Consider the following 20575-nt stretch of genomic DNA (forward strand, 5'->3'; position numbering starts at 1 on the left):
TAAATTGGAAGCGTTTTTTAACTTAGAAGTTTCTTCACCAAATTTGCTAAGAAGCTGGTAAAATAAGAGGTAGATTATCAAAGAATGGTGGTGGCAAAGTGCGACAATTATATATTCGCGATCGTTCAAGTGATTTACATGGAACGACCGTCATTCGCGATAAGAATGGTAAATCGTGCTATCTTCTTGTCGGTAAGTGGGGAATGAGGTACGATGCCCTATCATTGTATGCAATTGATGGAGCCTTATTAGCTGAAGTAAAGCAATTAACTCTTGGACTGTTACCCAAATTCGCATTATATGTTAATCGGCAACGCGTTGGAACAATTGGGAAAGGTCTTGGATTTGTTCAACAGGTTATTTATATACGTGGTATTAACTGGATCGTTGTTGGTTCACCATTAACAAGCCGTTACCGTGTTTTTTCCGGTAGTCACTTAGTTTTTTCAATCCAACCTGTTAAACTATCAAGTGGATATTGTCATGAATTAAAAATAAATAAAAAAGAAGATGAACCTCTAGCGATTCTAATTGCTAGTATTCTCAACCATTGGGCTCGACAAAGCGAACAAGAACCATTATTAGCACGATTAATGAAGCGTTCTCCTAATCTTAATACCAGCATGTCTTTTTCAATTAGCAATCAGTTAAACTTAAACTGTAAAGAACGTAGAAACAAATAGATTTTAAAGTGAAAAGCCTAGGTGAAAATTTGTGATTTTCACCTAGGCTTTTCGTTTTAATAATGTTTCATAACTCGTTCAATTTCACGGTTTTGTTCACGACGCTTAATTGCTTCACGTTTATCGTACTGGTGTTTACCTTTGGCTAATCCTAATAAAACTTTTGCATAGCCGTGTTTAATATACATTTTTAAAGGAATAAGTGTAACTCCCTTATCCTGTAAGGCTCCCACAAGCTTATTGATTTCCTTTTTGTGCAATAACAACTTACGATTTCTTAACGGATCTTGATTGAAGTAAGTTCCATTATCATATTCACTAATATGCACATTCATTAACCAAGCTTCACCGTTACGAACTTGGGCAAATCCATCTTTTAAATTCACCCGGTGAGCACGAACAGATTTTATCTCCGTCCCCGTTAAAACTAATCCTGCTTCAACAGTATCCGTGACAAAATAATCATGACGTGCCTTTTTATTTTGTACAATTAAATTGTCATTATTTTCTTGATGGGATTTTTTTGCCATAATATCCCTCCCCGCTCTTAATGGTGGCGATGAACGCCTTCATGATCACGTGAATTATTGTGGTGACGAGTTTGTCCCCGATTTATTTGACGATTATTTTGACGGCCATTTTCTTGGTGAGTTCGACGCCATTTTCCTTGAGTATTACGGTAATGGTTACCATTATTATTCTCATGACGAGAATTATTATTGGTACGTTCCTTGCGGCCACGACCACGACCCCGATATTCATCATTACGTGGAACCCGAATCTTTGTCTTTGGTGCCTCTTCAGGGTTAACAATTTCAAAGTCAACTTCACGAAGATCTTTATCTGCTCGAACTAACTTAACCTTAATTGGTTGCCCCATTTGGAAAATTCGATGAGAGTTTCGTCCGATTAGAGCCATGTGTTTCTCTGAATATTCATAATAATCATCCTTCATGACGCTAATATGAACTAACCCTTCAACTGTATTTGGCAATTCGACGAACAAACCAAACTTCATTACTGAACTTACGACGGCATCAAAGGTTTCACCAACATGATCTTCCATGTATTCGGCTTTCTTCATACTGTCAACATCACGTTCTGTATCAATTCCCCGTCGTTCGGTAACGGAAGTATGTTCAGCAATTTCAGGAAGCTTGTCACGCCAATGATCCTTAGCTGGTTCGTTTTTACCATGTTCTTCGTACCACTTAATCAAGCGGTGAACTGTATCATCGGGGTATCGCCGAATTGGTGAAGTAAAGTGTGTGTAGTATTTAGCGCCTAAACCAAAGTGACCTAGCTCTTCGTCCGAGTATTTAGCTTGTTGCATACTACGTAACATCATCACTTGGACCATTTGCTCTTCAGGAGTACCAGCCACATCCTTTAATACTTTTTGAAGCATCCCTGGTTTAACATTTTTAATATCACCATGAACATCAATCCCAAACACAGCCAAAAAGTCCACAAATGACTTAATCCGGTCACTATCTGGTGTCTCGTGGATCCGATAAAGGAATGGAACACGTTCTTTGAAGTAGTGTTCAGCAACTGTTTCATTAGCAGCTAACATAAAGGATTCAATCATCCGTTCAGAAAGTCCTCGATTCCGTAGTTGAATATCAGTTGGGTGCCCCTTTTCATCCACAATAATCTTTGCTTCAGGCGCTTCAAAGTCAATAGCACCACGTTTTTTTCGATTTTTAAGCAATAATTTGTGAATCTCGCCCATTGTTTCAAACATTGGAACGAGGTCTTCATATTGTTTCATCGTTTTAGCATCATGCGACTCCAGAATCTTATTAACTGCTTTATAAGTCATTCGGGCATGTGATTTCATAACGCTCTGGAAGATTCGGTGATTAACGATCTTTCCTTGCTCATCAATTTCCATTTCGCAACTCATGGCAAGACGTTCTTCATTAGGATTTAAAGAGCAAATACCGTTAGAAAGCCGCTTAGGAAGCATTGGAACTACCTGATCAGTTAGATAAACAGATGTACCACGCTTAAATGCTTCTTGATCAAGCGGTGTACCTGGTTTTACATAGTGAGTAACATCAGCAATATGGACTCCAAGGTGGTAATGTCCATTATCCATCTTCCATGCTACCACCGCATCATCCAAGTCTTTTGATTCAATTGCATCAATGGTAACAAGTGGTTGGTCAGTAATATCTACCCGTCCCTTTTTTTCTTCCGGGAGAACATGAAGCGGAATCTTATTAGCTTGTTCCATCACTTCTTTAGGGAATTCATGAGGGACGTCGTGAGCATAGATTACTGACATAATATCAATACCCGGCTCATCCTTATCACCAATCACTTCAGTAACGGCACCCGTCATTACTTCCGGTGCCTCATCACTAGGATAAGTCTCAACAGTAGCTGTTACTACTTGGCCGTCAAGTGGTTTTAATCCCTTGTCCGTTACATAGAAATGATACTGCGATAATTTCTTATCTTTAAGCAAAATTTCGCCAATGTAATCATCACCAACAGTCTCTTGCTTAAATTCACCAACTACATTTTCATATTTATGTTCAACAATCCGGGTTACTTGACCTTCTGGACCCTGATCACTACCTGCTTTTGCTGGTCGTAATATTTTAACTTCTACTTGATCTCCATTTAATGCATGCAAAGTATGATCAGGATTAATATACATGTCTGGAAGATCCGGGTCATAGTCTACAAAACCAAATCCCTTATCGTTACCATGGAAAGTCCCAATAAGTGGTTGTTGTTTAATAACTGCCTCGAATTCGCCACGATCAGTTACTTGAACTTTTTTCTCTCTTTCCAATTGAGCAAGAGATTGAACAATCGGTGTAAAGTGCTCAGCATCATCCATTCCTAATTGGTGAGCAAGTTTTTCTGCTGAGTAACTCACACCTGCATTATCTGTTAAATGTGTTAATATTTTTTCTTTTAAATTATTTGTTGTCATTAGAAGGCACCTCGAATAAATTTTGTAAATATTTTTCTACATCGGCAAATAGTTGACGATGAGCGGTATTAACTGTTAATAAGTGAGTAGCGGTTGGGTAGTAACGATAATCAACTGCAACCCCATTCTCCTGTAATTTTGTTTTTAATTGCAGTCCAGACGCTGGATCAATCATTTCATCCGCGCCTCCTTGTGCAATAAAGAATGGCTGATGAATCTGATCTAATTGGTCACAAATTTGATGCGCCATTGTTTGAATTTGTGCTAGTTGTTTGGGGAGTCGTTCAGTCAATTTAGCAACCTTTTCCTTAGTAATTAATGGATTGATTTTTTGTTGACGATAATACTTTGCCGCAATTTTAGGGAAGTATTCCGGAACATTCGATTGTCCCCAGGTGGTAATTGGGGATGCAAAAACACCACCACCTAATAATTGCGGATCATTCTCAAGAGCCCTGGTGGCAAGTAAACCGCCGAGCGATAAACCAAAAATTGCAATTTGATCAATTCCAGCATCGCGTAAACGAAAGATTGCCATTCGGGTATCATCCCACCAATCACCTGGACCATTGCTTTCTAGTACTTTTCGTGGATCACCGCCATGCCCACTCAAAAGCGGTGCGAAGACTGTATATCCTTGCCAATTGAGTTGACGTCCCAGCATTCGAACATCATTCGTATTTCCTGTATATGCATGAAGCAAAATAACTCCACGACGTCCACTATGGGGAAAGAAAAAAGACTCACCAGTATACGTTATCACTACATCATCCCCTACACTCCAACCGTAGCGTCAAAAAAGCCTCCTGGAATCACAATAATTTCAGGAGGCACTTTAAATTTAATGTGACGAAACGTAAATCATCGCTAATGCCAGAATAAAGAAGAGTGCTCCACAAATTGTTGTAACAATCTGCATAACAGCTTCAAATCCCCGCGCTTTACGACGTGAGAATAAGTCACCCGCACCACCTGTCAAAGCTGACATTGCATCATTATCGTTTTTTGCTGGTTGCATCATTACACACGCAATTAATACAACGCAATCAATTAAGAATAAAGTCATTAATGTGTTATACAAGGATTTTTCCTCCTAATACTTTCACGCTTTTATCCTAATTATCATATCATATTTATTGTTCTATTGCTATCCTTGTGCATAATGCGCGGCTCGACTTATCTCATGGTAAGTTTGTCTAGTAGTCGCTGAATTAGCACGTAAAATTAATGTATCGCCCGCTTGCAGCTTTGTTTGGCCATTCGGAATAATTTTTTCTTCTCCCCGATAAATAACCATCACAATACAATCAGTTGGCCATGGAAAATCTTTTATTTTACAACCATCCAACCGTGCTCCAGCATAAATGGTAATCGACATCGTAACATCCTCTTTATGGCGTGCCGGTTGCGGATTGTTGCCAATAAAAGCATTAAACATTGCTGTATATACTGGTTCACCATGTAACGCATCTACAACGAGATAGGCTACCACGGCTACTAAGGCTAATGGCATTAAATGCGCAAGTGAGCCAACCATTTCAGTAATTAACAAAATAGCAGTAAATGGTGCCTTGCTAATACATGCAAAGTAGCCTGCCATTCCATAGATAATAAAATTCGGCAAATATCGAACTGGCATTAATCCCAAGCGAACCATTAACGCACAATAAACCGCGCCTAAAATAGCACCAAGAGTTAAAATTGGCAAGAATATTCCACCTGGTAATTGCGAACCATAACTAATCATTGAAAATACAAAGCGAAGGACAAAAAGCCCCACAAAAAGCGCTAAAGAAAATGGTAAGGAACGCAAAATAATAATTAATTCATTTCCTCCGCCCAGTGTGATTGGAAAATACCAAGCAATGGGAATAACCAGCAAAAACGGAATAATTGGGTAGGCGATCGGGGACAGTTTAGGAACCCGTGCCATCCAACCATTCAAATGCAAAATAATAACTTGGTAAAGGCGTCCTAAGATACCTAATAAAATACCAAGTGCGATCAAGTGCCAATAAAGATTATTAGGAAGCATATGATTATAGGGAACATTCAAAACCGGCCGTAAGCCAAAAAACTGCATTGAAACCATATTTGAACAGAGCGAACTCACAAATGTTGCTAACCAAATTACCGGTGAAAAATTATGATACACTTCTTCCAAAATAAAGATAGTCGCAGCGATTGGCGCATTGAAGGCTGCAGATAATCCTGCTGCGGCTCCACTTGCAATCCCTATTTGGCGATTAAGGTGCCCTACTTTGGCCTTTTCCTCTACTCCTTGCCCAATTGTTGCCCCAAGTTGAATTGATGGTCCTTCACGTCCGAGATATAATCCGGATCCAATGGCGAAAATTCCGCCAAGAAATTTCCGCCATAACACTGGCCACCATTTTTCATCAAACTGATTAGTCAATTGTCCTTCAACCTGTGGAATCCCTGAACCTTTTATATCAGGATAGGATTGGGCTAACCATCCTAACGATAATGCTAAAATAATTGATCCAATCGTCCATGGTATTAGCCATAATGGATGAGAATGAAAATATGCCAAACTTGCTGTTACTAATTGTAAAAAGTGTTGAATTATGAGTCTAAATACACTAACTACTAAACCAGTTAATATTCCAATAATGATCGCCCGAATTAGTTGATTGAACTGATTATAGCGATGAAATGCCTCTTTTCTACTCTCCATTGTTTTTCTCCAATTTATTAAAAGTCTACATGCCATTGTACTACATGAGCTTAGTGAGACGAAATTAATTTAAAAATAAAAATAAAATAGAAGCCAGGGATTTTTCCTAGCTTCTTATTTATCCTATGCTTTTTCGTTTTTAAAACCATGCCGAACAAGGTATACTGCGACTGCTAGGATCAACACTGCAGCACCAACAATAACCGAAACTCGTGTGTCAGGATTAATAAACATAAAGATGACAATCACAATCAACATGATAAATGCAAAGTAATTTGAAAATGGATATAGTGGTAATTTAAATGGGTGATCAACCATTAAGTCTTTATTATTACGACGGAACCGTAATTCTGCTAGTAAAATCACAAACCATGGAATCATTCCAGGTAAAACAGAAGAACTGAAGACAACCACGAACATATCAGCAGTTGAGTGGTTATAAGTTGCCGAAATCATATCAATAATAAAGCCAATCAAAATACCACCGGAAATACCAAGGATAGCAGCATCAGGAACGATCCGTTTTGAAAGGCGACCAAAAATCTTAGGAGCATCCCCTTCATGAGATAACTTAAACAGCATCCGACTTGAACTATAAATACCTGAATTAGCACCTGATAATGCAGCGGTTAAAACCACAAAGTTAATAATTGAGGCTGCAGCTGTAATTCCAACCTTAGCAAAAGTAGATACAAATGGTGATCCAACACTGCTTAATTCATTCCAAGGATAAATTGTTACAATTACAAAAATTGCACCAACGTAGAAAATTAAAATCCGGAATAAAACAGACTTAACAGATTTAACAATTGCTTTTTGCGGATTTGCTACTTCACCGGCAGAAATTCCTAGCAATTCAATTCCCTCATAAGATCCAACGATAATTGACATTGAGAAGAAGAAACCACTCCAGCCATCAGTGAAGAATCCACCATGAGACCAAAGATTGCTGAAACCAGTTGGATGGCCGCCGTTACCAAATCCAAAGAAGATAATCATAAATCCAAGTAAGATCATAAAGATAATAGTAACAACTTTGATCATCGCAAACCAAAATTCAAGGGATCCATATGCCTTTGCACTTGCTAAATTAGCGAGGACCAGGAAAATAATAATAACAACTCCGGCTACCCAAGTATGAAGGTGAGGCCACCAATATTTAAGATATTCAGTTGCCGCTACTACTTCGGACATTCCTACAACAATATACTCAAATACGTTAGCCCATTTAGCGAGGTATCCAGCTACAGGATGAACATATTCAGTTGCATAATCCGCAAAAGAACCTGTTCCAGGATTAATGTAGATCATCTCTCCTAATGCTCTCATAACAATATATAAAATTAAGCCAACAAACGCATATGCGAGGATAACAGATGGCCCTGTCCACTTGATTGTAGATGTTGATCCCATAAACAGTCCAACACCAATCGCTCCACCAAGGGAAATCATTTCCATCTGACCAGCAGTCATCGAACGATTAAGTTCTGGTGCCGATTTTTTCATTTGTATCAGTATCCTTTCATTGTATTTAACTCTTAAAGATTATATTATATTTCATACTAAATTCCAACGCTTCTTTCTCATTATTTTTTAATATAAATGATGTAATCGTTTTTAATCTTAATTAAATAATTTGTAACTAAAAAGAACTATGGAATTTTCTCCATAGTCCTTTTGATTTTTAACTAATGCTTAAAATTAACGATTTTCGATGTCTTGACGAGCTTGTTGACTCAAGTTGTAGAATGAGTGAATACCCTTGTATTGAGCAACATCACCAAGTTGATCTTCAATCCGCATTAATTGGTTGTACTTAGCAAGACGGTCAGTCCGGCTCATAGAACCAGTCTTGATTTGTCCAGCGTTTGTAGCAACAACCAAGTCAGCGATAGTAGTGTCTTCAGTTTCACCAGAACGGTGTGAAACGATGGCAGTGTAACCAGCTTCCTTAGCCATTTCGATAGCTTCAACAGTTTCAGTTAAAGTACCAATTTGGTTAAGCTTGATTAAGATTGAGTTAGCAGCACCCATTTGGATACCCTTCTTCAAGTAATCAGTATTAGTTACAAAGAAGTCATCACCAACAAGTTGAACCTTCTTGCCTAACTTATCAGTAATAGTTACCCAGTCATCCCAGTTGTTTTCGTCAATTGGGTCTTCAACGGATACTACTGGGTACTTTTCAATAATACTGGATAAGTAGTTAATCCATTCTTCAGTGGTGTATTCTTCACCAGTCGACCAACGAAGCTTGTACTTCTTGTCTTCGTCGTTCCATAATTCTGAAGCAGCAACGTCAAAGGCAATGGCAATGTCCTTACCTGGCTTGTAACCAGCATCTTCAATAGCCTTGATTAAGTATTCGAATGGTTCTTCGTTGTTAGCAAAGTCAGGAGCAAATCCACCTTCGTCACCAACAGAGGTTACTTTACCAGCAGCTTCCAATTCCTTCTTCAAGGCGTGGAAAGTTTCTGAACCCCAACGAATAGCTTCACGTACAGTTGGTGCACCAACTGGCATAATCATGAATTCTTGGAAGTCAACCTTGTTATCTGAGTGAGCACCACCGTTAATAACGTTCATCATTGGTGTTGGCAATACATGAGCGTTGAAACCACCAAGGTAGTTGTAAAGAGGTACTTGTAATTCGTCAGCAGCAGCCCGAGCAGCAGCTAATGAAACAGCTAAAATAGCGTTAGCACCTAACTTACCCTTGTTTGGAGTACCGTCTAACTTAATCATTGCCTTATCGATAGCGATTTGGTCAGTAACTTCCATCCCTACGATTTCCTTAGCAATAATGTTGTTTACGTTTGAAACAGCCTTTAAAACACCCTTGCCGCCAAAACGGTTCTTGTCGCCGTCACGTAATTCAACAGCTTCGTGTTCACCAGTTGAAGCACCTGAAGGAACGATACCGCGGCCTACACCACCGGCTTCTGTGTAAACTTCTGCTTCAACTGTTGGGTTACCACGTGAATCAAGGACTTCACGTGCATAAATATCTGTAATGAGTGACATTTGATGAATCTCTCCTCTGTCATTTATTTGGAAAGCAATTCCACTTAACATTGTATTATTTTACACAATTAAAAACAAGCATTTAACCGCCTAATGGTGAACTAATTGTAAAAATGTTTTTGGATTTAAGCTCGCCGCTCCAACTAAAACACCATCAATATCATTTTTTGCCATTAGTGCATTGATATTAGAAGTTGTTACACTTCCTCCATAGAGAATTCGAACGTTATTTGCAACTTCATCCCCATACATATCACTAATTGTTTGCCTAATTAGGTAGCAACCTTCTGCTGCCTGGTCTGGATCCGCACTCTCACCCGTACCAATCGCCCAACTAGGTTCATAAGCGATCGTAACATGACAAATTTCATCATTGGTCAAGCCGTGAAGATCGGCAAGGATTCGGCTCACCACCCAATGAACTTTCTTTCCAGCAACTCGTCGACGCATGGTATCATCACAGCAAACAATCGGACATAGCCCATTTGCTAATGCCGCCTTCACCTTTTTATTAATTAATTCATCAGTTTCATTAAAGTAAGTTCGGCGTTCAGAATGGCCTAAAATCACATGGTGGATTCCTGCTTGGTATAAAGCATATGGACTTGTTTCACCAGTATAGGCTCCCTCATTCTTATAGTAGCAGTTTTCTGCCATTATTTTTAACGGGGATTCTTCAGCTGCTTTAACCATTGGTACTAAACAAAGAGTAGGGGCAGCAATTGCTGTTTCAAGTTGGTCGGCAGGCGGAAGCTGATTTTTTACTTTTTCGATAAAAGAGACAGCTTCTTGTACATCCTTATGCATTTTCCAATTACCAGCAATAATCGGTACTCTCATTATTTGACCCTCCTATCTATTATTTTATTGTTAATACCAAGATACGGTAAGAGGCTGAGAAAAGCAAAAGTTTTCTCAGCCTCTTATATAATTATAAATAGTAGTTAAACATTAATTATTTGTCAGAAATTGCGGCAATTCCAGGCAATTCGTTACCTTCAAGGTAAGTTAATGATGCACCACCACCAGTTGAAATGTGAGTAAGCTTATCAGCAACACCCAATTCCTTAACAGCAGCAGTTGAGTCTCCACCACCAACAATTGTTGTAGCATCTGTTAATGTACCAAGGAATTTACCAATTTCAAGCGTACCCTTAGCAAAGTTTGGCATTTCAAATACACCCATTGGTCCATTCCAAACAACAGTCTTGGCATCTTTTAATACGTTCTTGAACTCTTCAACAGACTTAGGACCAATATCAAGAGCCATCCAACCGTCGTCAATATCACCTTCAACAACCTTTGTATCAGCATCATTGTTGAACTTATCAGCTACTACATTATCAATTGGCAATACAAGCTTATCGCCAGCTTTGTCTAAGATTTGCTTAGCAACGTCAATCTTGTCTTTTTCAACAAGTGAGTTACCAACTTTAATTCCCTTAGCAGCGTAGAATGTATAAGCCATTCCACCACCGATAATAATCTTGTCTGCTTTGTCAAGAAGGTTATCAATAACACCAATCTTATCAGAAACCTTTGCACCACCAAGGATGGCAACAAATGGACGTTCAGGATTATCTACTGCGTCACCTAAGAACTTGATTTCCTTTTCCATCAAGTAACCAGCTGCTGCTTTGCCTGGCATGTTAGTAGCAATACCGACATTAGAAGCATGCTTACGGTGAGCTGTACCAAAAGCATCATTCACAAATACATCACCAAGAGAAGCCCAGTACTTACCTAATTCAGGATCATTACCAGATTCACGCTTTACATATTCGCCATCCTTAACATCTTCGTAACGGGTGTTTTGAACAAGTAAAACATCACCATTCTTCATGTTATCGATAGCATCTTCTAATTGCTTACCTTCAGTAACTGGAACAAATGTTACTGGCTTGTTTAGTAAGTTAGAAAGACGTTCCGCAACTGGACGAAGTGAAAGTCCAGGCTTGTCTTCTTCTTTTTTAATTCGGCCAAGGTGTGAGAATAAGATTGCCCGGCCACCATGGTCAATAACATATTTAATTGTTGGTAAAGCCGCAACAATTCGATTGTCGTCACCAACAACACCGTCTTTAATTGGAACATTAAAGTCAACACGCATTAATACTTTCTTGCCTTCTAAAGGAAGGTCTTCAACAGTTAATTTAGCCATTGTATTATGTCTCCTCTTCTCTTGATAAAAAAGGCGGGCGGAGTAGTCCTCCTCCCACCTTAATCAAATTAGTTTAATTTTACTTCAAATTAAAGAGTAGCAAAGTGAAGTAAAGTCCGGATCATGTTGCTAGTGAAACCGTATTCGTTGTCGTACCAAGCAACAGTCTTAACTAATTGTGAACCATCGTCACCTTCCATAATTTCAGTTTGGGAAGGATCGAATACTGAACCGTATGTTGAACCAATAATATCAGTTGAAACAATTTCATCTTCAGTGTAACCAAATGCTGGGTTAGTAGCCTTCTTCATAGCATCGTTGATTTGGTCAACAGTAACCTTCTTGTCTAAGATTGAAACAAGTTCAGTTAATGAACCATCAACAACACCAACACGTTGTGCGTGACCTGAAAGCTTACCGTTTAATTCAGGAATAACTAAACCAATAGCCTTAGCAGCACCACTTGAGTGAGGAATAGTGTTTACACTTGCAGTACGGTTGTTACGCATCTTCTTACCACGAGGGCCATCAAGGATAGCTTGAGTAGAAGTAAATGCGTGGATAGTAGTCATAGTACCAACCTTAACACCAAATTCGTCATTTAAGACCTTAGCCATTGGTGCCAAGCAGCTAGTAGTACATGATCCAGCTGATACGATAATGTCATCCTTAGTCAAAGTATCAAGGTTAACACCAGGAACAACAGTTGGGATGTTACCAGCAGGTGCTGAAATCAATACACGCTTTGCACCAGCGTCAATGTGTGCTTGTGACTTTTCAGCAGAAGTGTAGAAACCAGTACATTCAAGAACAAAGTCAACACCATCGTTCTTTACCCAAGGAATGTTACGAGCATCGCGTTCAGCGTATACAGGGTATTCCTTACCATCAACAACAATACCAGTATCAGTAGATGTAACTTCACCTGGGAACTTACCATGAGTTGAGTCATACTTAAGTAAGTAAGCCAACATAGAAGGAGTAGTCAAATCGTTGATTGCAACAACTTCAATATCATTTGTGTTAAGTTCGTGAATCCGACGAAATGCTAAACGACCAATACGGCCAAAACCGTTAATACCAATTTTTACAGTCATACTGCAAATTCCTCCTTTAGGAAAAAACATAATTAGTGTACTTGCTTAGTTTATCACATTACATCAGCATCGCAACTCTCAACCATTGTAAGTGACGCAGTGGTAAGGTCTAAGCAATAATACAACTCCTACGATACTTATGATACCATCTTCAAAAAAATTGTCTATTCAATCACAACATTTTTCTGATGTAAGCGTTATTTCGATTAAAATTTTCAAATAATGCTTGCAATTCCTTTTTGTTTAAGATAATATAATACTTGTTGACGCGCCCTTAGTGTAATGGATCGCACGTGAGATTCCGGTTCTCGAGATCCGAGTTCGACTCTCGGGGGGCGCATTTTTTATGCGGCTGTTGAAATTTTTCAACAGCCTTTTTTCATTTCTAAGATATCTCATTGCCACAAAGATGTTAATTTCCACTCACCTTTTTGATAATTCAAAAAAGATCCCCATCATTCGAAAACGATCGAATAATTGGAGATCTTTTTATTTATCACTTTACTTTAATTTTGAATTATTTTCCATTACACCATCAAGTAAGCCGTAATCTACTGCTTCTTGTGCTGTCAAGTAATGATCACGTTCAGTATCAGCCTGGATCTTTTCGATCGGTTGACCAGAATTCTTAGCAAGAATGCCGTTAAGCATCTTCCGTGTTTTCAAAATTTCAGTAGCAGCAATTTCGATTTCAGTCTGTTGACCTTGAGCTCCACCAGATGGTTGGTGAATCAAAACTTGTGAGTGTGGTAATCCAAAACGCTTACCCTTAGCACCAGATGATACTAATACACTGGCCATAGAAGCAGCCATTCCGATTACAATAGTTTGAACATCAGCCTTAATAAAGTTCATAGTGTCATAAATTGCCATTCCTGAGGTAACAACCCCACCAGGCGAATTAATGTATAAGTAAATATCTTTAGTTGAATCTTGCGCATCAAGGAATAAAAGTTGCGCAACAATTGAATTTGCCATTTCGTCTTCAATTGGACCAGAGAGCATAATAATACGGTCCTTCAGAAGCCGTGAGTAGATGTCATAAGCACGTTCACCACGAGATGATTGCTCAATGACAGTAGGTACTAAATTCATGATATGGCCTCCTTAATAAATTAGCACTCGTTAGTCTTATATGCTAACGGATAATAATACTATACTCGATTGGTCAAAAAAGGTCAAATGTTTTAACTATTATTTAACATTTTTTTGCAAAATATTTTTGACTATCAAAAAAACAAGGCTAAAAATTCTTTAAGGCCTTGTTTTAGTGAAAATTTAATTCTCTTTGTCAGAATCGGCAATCTTTTCAGCACGACGCTCAGCAATAAAAATATAAACTAATAAAATAAACGCTAACGCTGAAGCAGTATATAAAACCATATTACTTGCAAGCCAGCCATATTTAGCGACCAAAATACCAATTAAAGCAGTTGCTAACGTTTCACCAAAAATGTATTGGAAAAAGCCCATAAATCCAGTTGATGAACCTACTGCAAATTTAGGAACTGCTTCATTAACCATTAATCCAACCAATGTTAATGGGGCGTAAATTAAAGTTCCCATAATAAAAAGAACACTTACGATCAAAATGTGACTGGTACTAAAGAAATACGTTGTCAAACAAATAAATAAACCAATTACACATAAAATACAAACAATAGCTCGACGTCCCTTTAATGCATCGGAAATTGCTCCCATAATAATTACTCCAGGAACCGCTGCAAGTTCAAAAATACCCACTAACCATTTTGCAAAATTAGTCGTAAAGCCTTTTGATTCTACAAGATAGCTTGGAATCCAACTCATTACCCCGTAGCGAACTAAGTACAAGGACATTGATGTTAGAGTAATGGCCCACACAACTTTATTTGTCAAAATATATTTAACAAAAATTTGTGGTAAAGTCAGACTCGTCTCTTCTGAATCAGACTCAGTTCCGTTTTCTAAAACAACTTCATCCCCAGTATATTCAGAAATACTTGGCAACCCAACACTAACAGGTCGGTCAGCACCAACTAATAATACAAAGGCCGCAATAATCAGCGAAACTACTGATGATGTATAAAAGACAGCAGAAATAGAACCAGAAAACATGAACGTTGCTAATTGTACAACGGCAACACAAGCAAAGGCTCCAGCATTATGTGCGGAAGACCAAATCGAGTAAATTGCTCCCCGGTGTTTCTTTCCCCACCATAATTGAACAGAACGTTGACATGCCGCTGCTCCCATCCCTTGAGCAATCGACATAATTAACATTAGAAACATCATCATATACAGGTTACGAGTAGAGCCTAAGCCAAAGTTAAGCAGTGCAGAAATAACCAATCCGGTTGCTAAATAACGGTTAGTATTACTTTTATCACTTAATGCTCCCATAAATAATTTTGAAATCCCATAACCAATCCCAAAACACGAAAGCACCATTCCGATATCAGCCGTGGTAAAACCATACTGCTTCATAATTTCATTTTGCTCGGTTGTGAAAATTAAACGAATAATATAATAGCCAATGTAACCGATACAAATTGCAAGCAATACTCCTAACTGATGCCAACGATACGAACTTTCAACCTTATCAGCAGGAACCTTTTTCTTCGCTACTGGAGCTGGTTTTAAAAACTCAAACATACTATCACCTCTTTTATAAATGACACCTTCTGTAAGCGCTTACCTATATTTTAACATACAAAATATAGCATTAGTGTATAAAATATTAAAACGTTATTTTTAAAAGAGTCATCTTATTAATTAATGCTTTAGTTTTTCTTTTTATTAAAAAATAAAAGCTATGCACTGGATTGCATAGCTTTTATAGACTGAATTACTTTTCTTCAGCTGGCTTTTCTTTAGCCCACTTACGAATAGCTTCGATCTTCTTTTCTTTTAATGCTCGCTTGTACTTTGAAGCGATTGGGCGACGGCCTTGTACGCCGTATGGGTGTGCTTTACGCATGTTACTTTGCCTCCTTTAATATTAAACGTAAATTAATTAACGTTCCAATTATACCGGTCATTGTTTTAAAAAGCAAGTCTCCCTTAACCCAAAACAACTATCCCGTGAATGCCATTTCCAAAATTTAACAATTTATCTAACTTTGATAAACGATTATCTTTGTTATTACATTAGTACTTCTAGCAATTGAACTATACCAATTTTAAAAAATCTTATTTAAATACCGCCATTATAATAGTTGACTTTTAGACCAATCAGAGTATGATACAAGATGTAGATGAAAGAGAACAAAGGTGTAAGGTCAAGGAGGATGTTATAATGTCAGTAAATAAATTAAACGTTTTTAACGTTACCGCCAATTGGAATGAATTAGATCAAGAGTGTGCAGCAGCCGAATTAGCGCTAATTAGCGAAAGTATAAATAATTTTTACTTAAAGGAAGTAAAATAAAAGCTTTGTTAAGGCAGGGAGAAAACTTGTTTTTCTCCCTGCCTTAACTGTTTTCACGAACGATAATCTAATCACCATTCTATTCTTAGTTCAAGGAAGTTAATTACTACTCACCCGCAAAAGCTTTTTATTGTTTAACCTGTGATGCACGCAACTCATCAGCATAAGCATTTAATTTACGTAAGCGATGATTAACACCCGACTTGGAAATTGGACCACCAGGGACTAATTCCCCTAATTCCTTTAGACTAACCTCTTGATGGGCTAATCGTGTTTCTGCAATTTCCCGCAACTTATCAGGTAAGCTGCTAAGCCCTACTCGCGAATCAATGAATTCAATATTTTCGATTTGGCGCGTTGACGCATTCGCAATCTTATTCAGGTTAGCATTTTCACAATTTACTAATCGGTTAACTGAATTCCGCATATCTCGGACAATTCGAACATTCTCAAATTGAAGCATTGAGTTAGTTGCACCAATCAATGACATAAAATTAGCAATTTTTTCGGCTTCTTTTAAGTAAACGATAAAGCCACTACGGCGTGCGGTTGTCTGGGCATTTAGGCCAAACTTATTCATCATCTGAGCAATGATCTCATTATGTTCCTCATAAAGGGAGTATATCTCTAAGTGGTAACGAGAAGTTTCAGGATTATTTACTGATCCCCCCGCTAAAAAAGCACCTCTTAGATATGAACGAACCATCCATTCATCCTTGAGCAATTCTACGGGTACTTGTTCTTTGATTTGATAATTTTGTAAGATACCAAGATCATCTAAGACATGTTGTGCATGATAGCGTAAGCGAACTATATATTGGTTATTCTTTTTTAATTTCATTTTACGACGAACCACGATTTCACTTTCTACCCCGTAAAATTGTTTTAACAGTGAATAGATTCGCCGTGCAATTGCTGGGTTTTCGGTCTGAACGTTCAGTACCAACTGGTGGTCAGCAATGCCAATCGACCCGTTCATTCGAATAAGGGCCATCAATTCCGCCTTTGCATTATCCCGATGAACAGTGATCCCCGTTAATTCTTTCTTTACTTCGCTTGCATATGACATCTAGCATCAGTCTCCTAACTACTCGTGAACCTGGTGAATTCGATTCATTAATTCTGCTACAACTTTATCGCGATCATGGAAGGCACCATTGTCTTTTAGCCGCAGAAAATTCGAACTAATTACGCGACAATGCTGTGCTCGGAGCCCTTGGAAATCATGCTTAACTGGTTGAGAAATTTCGTTCCATTCCTGAAAATCAAGGTAATTTTCGGGAACAGGTTGAATATTGACTAAGACCGTATTAATAAACTTCTTCCCAAGGTGATGGTTTAATACCCGAACATGATCAGCATCAGTAAAGTTATCCGTTTCACCCTTTTGCGTCATAATATTGCAAATATAGACAACTTCAGCCTTACTTTCGCAAACGGCCTGCCCTACTTCAGAAATCATCAAGTTTGGCAGGATGCTAGTAAATAAACTTCCAGGGCCAAGAACAATTTGATCCGCATTCTTTATTGCTGTTATGACCTCTGATACAGGACGAGCGGGATGACCGTCATTATCTTTAGAAGGTGTTACCCAGACTCGTTTAATTTGCTTATGGGCGGCCGTAATTTCCGATTCACCACTTAACTTTGTCCCATCTGTAAATTCAGCATTTAAGGTCAACGGTTCATTGGCAACCGGATAAATATGGCCATTAATTTTCATCATTTCTGATAGTTCTTGAACAGCGGTAAAAATACCACCCTTCATTTCAGACAAAGCAGAGATAATCAAATTACCAATCGCATGACCAGCAAAGAACTGATCACTAGTCTTAAAACGGTATTGAAAAATATCAAGTTCGAGATCAGGTAATTCTGATAACGCAACTAAACCATTTCTAATATCACCAGGTGGAACCACGTTAATATAGTTTCGTAAAATTCCTGAAGAACCACCATCATCAGCTACTGTTACGACTGCCGTAACATCAACGTTTTGATCTCGCAATCCGCGAAGGACAACTGGTAGACCAGTCCCCCCACCAATTACTACAATCTTTGGTTTATGCAACATAATTAAAACTCCTCTTTACTTTGCCTTCTCAATATCGCGATGGTAAGTATTTACTTTATATCCTTTTTCTTTTAAATCAGCGGATAATTTATTAGCAATAGTTACGGACCGGTGTTGACCACCCGTACACCCAATTGCAATTGTCAGGCTGCTCTTTCCCTCCTTAATGTAACCTGGAAGAGCAATCTCTAGGAGCGACCGTAAATGCTGGTAGAATTCCTTAGCCAACGGACTCTGCATAACATAATTTTGAACAGCTGGATCATTTCCCGTTAAGTGCTTTAATTCTGGAATATAGAACGGATTAGGGAGGAAACGAACATCCATTACGATATCCGCATCAAGTGGCAACCCATATTTAAACCCAAATGACATTACTTCAACATAAAAGTCATTACCTTCACCATGTCCGAATAATTTATTAAGCCTTAACTTTAGATTTCGTGGTGTCACATTAGTGGTGTCAATTACTATATCTGCTTGACTCTTAAGATCTGTTGAAAGCTTCCGTTCTAATTCCACCCCATCAAGTATCCGGCCTTGTGGAGATAAGGGATGAGAACGTCTTGTTTCCTTATAACGTGAAATTAACGTGACGTCATTAGCGTCTAAGAAGAGTAATTTCACATCTAAATCATCCCGCTTTTTCAGTTTTTCAAAGTTTGGTAAAACCGCATCGTAAAATCCGCGTGAACGCATATCCATTACCATAGCGATTTTATCAAACTCGCCCGAATCTTCTATCACATCAACAAAACGTTCTGCCAATCCAGGAAGCATGTTATCAATTACGAAATATCCTAAATCTTCTAAGCTATGAACGGCAACGGTTTTCCCCGCACCACTCATCCCTGTAATAATTACTACTTTTAATTTTTTATCTACCATCACTAGTTCCTCTTTTCGCATACAGCTACCCAATTATTTTATCACATCAAGCCGGGCGTGTCTTATTTAAGCAACAAAAAAAGCCAAGTTAAACTCAGCCTTAAATATTAATGCATCCGTCGTTGATCCATTCGTTTAACAATATATAAGATTGGTAATCCTACGATGACGATTCCAATAAAAAGAATTACACCAGCAGGATCATTCATAACTTCACTTACGAGAACAAAGATTCCACCAGCAATCGCAATAATTGGTACTAAGGGGTAAAGCGGTGTGCTGAATGGGCGCGGTCCCTTATTCTTATGTCTTAAAATGAAGATCCCAAAGAATGCTAAAAGGTAGAAACAATAAACAGTAAACACACACAAATCTGATAAGTGATCAGGGTCAAAGAAGAACATCATAATCGTTGCAAGAATGATAATAAACATCGTTGCGACTACTGGTGACTTACCCTTTGGCGTGATATATGCGAGATAGCGCGAGAATGGCAAATCATGACGACGCGCCATTGCATATACAATCCGTGGAAAAGTAATCATTTTTCCGTTCAAAGTTCCCATCATCGAAATAATAATTCCGGCTGACAGCAATTTTCCTCCAATTGCGCCAAAGGCTTTCACTGCTAAATATGCAGTTGCATTTTCGCCTAACCGATGAATAGTATTAACCGGAAGGAACTTAAGAATTCCAACAGTAATTAAAGTGTAAATAATAAGAACAGCAGTAATCCCTAAAATAATAGCTCGTGGCAATAATTTTTGGGGATTTTTCATTTCTCCCCCAAGGTTTGCAATCAAAATCCAACCATCATAACCAAATAAGGTTGCTAAAACTGCTACCCCAAAGCCACCAGTTGATTGATGAATTTCGGTAACTGTTTGACCAAAAGCATCTTGATGTCCCCAGAACAAACCAAAGATAATAATTGCCGCAATTGGAATCATTTTTCCAGCAGTTGTAATAATCGAAAAAATTGCACCAACTTTATTTTCAAAAAGGTTCATTACTCCAATTGCAATCACAGTAATCACTGCTAAAGGTATCCGCCACTGGGGGCCTAAGCCAAAGAAGTTTGCCATTAAAATACTCATAAATCCGGCAACCGAAGCAATAATTGCTGGTCCATAAACAATTACTTGCATCCACCCAGCTAAAAATCCTAAAAGGCGACCATACAAGTTTTCAATATAAACATATAGTCCCCCGGTATATGGCATCTGAGCACCGATTTCCGCCACTGTTAATCCACCAGTTAAAGTAATAATTCCGCCAAATACCCAAGCGGCAATTGCAAGCGTAGATGTACCAGCACTATCAAGAACAGATCCTTGTTTAAAGAATATCCCCGATCCAATAATTGTCCCAACAACAATCGAAATAGCGGACCAAAATCCAAGCGACCTTTTTAGTTCATCTGTTGGTTGTTGATTCATCATCATTCCTCCATTCTTAATATTAGGCAAAATAAAAACCCGGGTACCATCTATTAATGCAATTTGGTCATGCCAAATGATTAGTAGAGAACCCGAGTCTATATAAACCTATTGATTGGGTACACCAAAATCACTCAGCCTTAATAGAG

19 protein-coding genes and 1 tRNA gene are annotated in these 20575 nt (G+C 38.4%); 3 read left to right on the top strand and 17 right to left on the bottom strand.

Annotated elements, in window-relative coordinates; genetic code table 11:
• Positions 1 to 98: 98 nt before the first annotated feature.
• Positions 99 to 683, top strand: coding sequence for an LURP-one-related/scramblase family protein (locus CBG10_RS03435; RefSeq protein ID WP_094511665.1), 585 nt, complete (start codon positions 99 to 101; stop codon positions 681 to 683).
• A gap of 56 nt (positions 684 to 739) precedes the next feature.
• Here CBG10_RS03435 and smpB read toward each other — a convergent pair whose 3' ends face one another.
• The 10 genes from smpB to gap form a co-directional block, all read right to left on the bottom strand.
• Complete coding sequence (smpB, locus tag CBG10_RS03440; protein WP_094511666.1) at positions 740 to 1213, bottom strand: SsrA-binding protein SmpB; 474 nt, start codon at positions 1211 to 1213, stop codon at positions 740 to 742.
• 17 nt (positions 1214 to 1230) lie between these two features.
• Positions 1231 to 3636, bottom strand: coding sequence for a ribonuclease R (rnr, locus tag CBG10_RS03445; protein ID WP_094511667.1), 2406 nt, complete (start codon positions 3634 to 3636; stop codon positions 1231 to 1233).
• Positions 3623 to 4399: an alpha/beta hydrolase gene (locus CBG10_RS03450; protein WP_094511668.1), complete on the bottom strand. Its 777-nt coding sequence runs from the start codon at positions 4397 to 4399 to the stop codon at positions 3623 to 3625. The genes rnr and CBG10_RS03450 overlap by 14 nt, the downstream gene beginning before the upstream one ends.
• Before the next feature lie 78 nt (positions 4400 to 4477).
• A complete protein-coding gene (gene secG, locus CBG10_RS03455) occupies positions 4478 to 4717 on the bottom strand; it encodes a preprotein translocase subunit SecG (RefSeq protein WP_003667480.1) in 240 nt (79 codons plus the stop codon).
• A 66-nt stretch (positions 4718 to 4783) separates the two neighbouring features.
• On the bottom strand, positions 4784 to 6334 hold the full coding sequence (locus tag CBG10_RS03460) for a ClC family H(+)/Cl(-) exchange transporter (protein ID WP_094511670.1): 1551 nt from the start codon (positions 6332 to 6334) through the stop codon (positions 4784 to 4786).
• Positions 6335 to 6457: 123 nt separating this feature from the next.
• Positions 6458 to 7840 carry an amino acid permease gene (locus CBG10_RS03465; RefSeq protein WP_094501968.1) on the bottom strand — a complete coding sequence of 461 codons (1383 nt, stop codon included), beginning with the start codon at positions 7838 to 7840 and terminating at the stop codon, positions 6458 to 6460.
• 195 nt (positions 7841 to 8035) lie between these two features.
• Positions 8036 to 9358, bottom strand: coding sequence for a phosphopyruvate hydratase (gene eno / locus CBG10_RS03470; protein ID WP_094501970.1), 1323 nt, complete (start codon positions 9356 to 9358; stop codon positions 8036 to 8038).
• A 90-nt stretch (positions 9359 to 9448) separates the two neighbouring features.
• Complete coding sequence (gene tpiA / locus CBG10_RS03475; protein WP_094511671.1) at positions 9449 to 10198, bottom strand: triose-phosphate isomerase; 750 nt, start codon at positions 10196 to 10198, stop codon at positions 9449 to 9451.
• Between the two features lie 115 nt (positions 10199 to 10313).
• Positions 10314 to 11519, bottom strand: coding sequence for a phosphoglycerate kinase (locus CBG10_RS03480; protein WP_003666439.1), 1206 nt, complete (start codon positions 11517 to 11519; stop codon positions 10314 to 10316).
• A gap of 89 nt (positions 11520 to 11608) precedes the next feature.
• Positions 11609 to 12616 carry a type I glyceraldehyde-3-phosphate dehydrogenase gene (gap, locus tag CBG10_RS03485; RefSeq protein WP_003666436.1) on the bottom strand — a complete coding sequence of 336 codons (1008 nt, stop codon included), beginning with the start codon at positions 12614 to 12616 and terminating at the stop codon, positions 11609 to 11611.
• Positions 12617 to 12884: 268 nt separating this feature from the next.
• On the opposite strand from gap, the gene CBG10_RS03490 reads away from it, so the two are divergent.
• Positions 12885 to 12956: transfer RNA gene (locus CBG10_RS03490), tRNA-Arg, on the top strand.
• Positions 12957 to 13117: 161 nt separating this feature from the next.
• Here CBG10_RS03490 and clpP read toward each other — a convergent pair.
• The 3 genes from clpP to CBG10_RS11685 form a co-directional block, all read right to left on the bottom strand.
• Positions 13118 to 13711, bottom strand: a complete 594-nt coding sequence (gene clpP, locus CBG10_RS03495; protein WP_003666435.1) for an ATP-dependent Clp endopeptidase proteolytic subunit ClpP — start codon at positions 13709 to 13711, stop codon at positions 13118 to 13120.
• Positions 13712 to 13894: 183 nt separating this feature from the next.
• Positions 13895 to 15250, bottom strand: coding sequence for an MFS transporter (locus tag CBG10_RS03500; protein WP_094511672.1), 1356 nt, complete (start codon positions 15248 to 15250; stop codon positions 13895 to 13897).
• Positions 15251 to 15443: 193 nt separating this feature from the next.
• A complete protein-coding gene (locus tag CBG10_RS11685) occupies positions 15444 to 15575 on the bottom strand; it encodes a hypothetical protein (protein WP_003666430.1) in 132 nt (43 codons plus the stop codon).
• Between the two features lie 318 nt (positions 15576 to 15893).
• Between CBG10_RS11685 and CBG10_RS11690 the strand changes: the two genes are divergently transcribed.
• Positions 15894 to 16025 (top strand): hypothetical protein, encoded by a 132-nt coding sequence (locus CBG10_RS11690; RefSeq protein ID WP_263851428.1) that lies wholly within the window; start codon positions 15894 to 15896, stop codon positions 16023 to 16025.
• Positions 16026 to 16152: 127 nt separating this feature from the next.
• Here the strand turns inward: CBG10_RS11690 and whiA are convergent, their stop codons facing one another.
• From whiA to CBG10_RS03520, 4 genes are all read right to left on the bottom strand, one after another.
• A complete protein-coding gene (gene whiA, locus CBG10_RS03505) occupies positions 16153 to 17094 on the bottom strand; it encodes a DNA-binding protein WhiA (RefSeq protein ID WP_003666428.1) in 942 nt (313 codons plus the stop codon).
• Between the two features lie 18 nt (positions 17095 to 17112).
• Entirely contained in the window at positions 17113 to 18099 is a 987-nt protein-coding gene (locus tag CBG10_RS03510) for a gluconeogenesis factor YvcK family protein (protein WP_019252163.1), read from the bottom strand.
• Between the two features lie 15 nt (positions 18100 to 18114).
• Positions 18115 to 18987 carry an RNase adapter RapZ gene (rapZ, locus tag CBG10_RS03515; protein WP_306810462.1) on the bottom strand — a complete coding sequence of 291 codons (873 nt, stop codon included), beginning with the start codon at positions 18985 to 18987 and terminating at the stop codon, positions 18115 to 18117.
• Between the two features lie 107 nt (positions 18988 to 19094).
• Positions 19095 to 20426: an APC family permease gene (locus tag CBG10_RS03520; protein ID WP_094504039.1), complete on the bottom strand. Its 1332-nt coding sequence runs from the start codon at positions 20424 to 20426 to the stop codon at positions 19095 to 19097.
• Between the last annotated feature and the right edge of the window lie 149 nt (positions 20427 to 20575).

The organism is Limosilactobacillus reuteri, assembly GCF_002254085.1.
Taxonomy (GTDB): Bacteria; Bacillota; Bacilli; order Lactobacillales; family Lactobacillaceae; genus Limosilactobacillus; species Limosilactobacillus reuteri_K.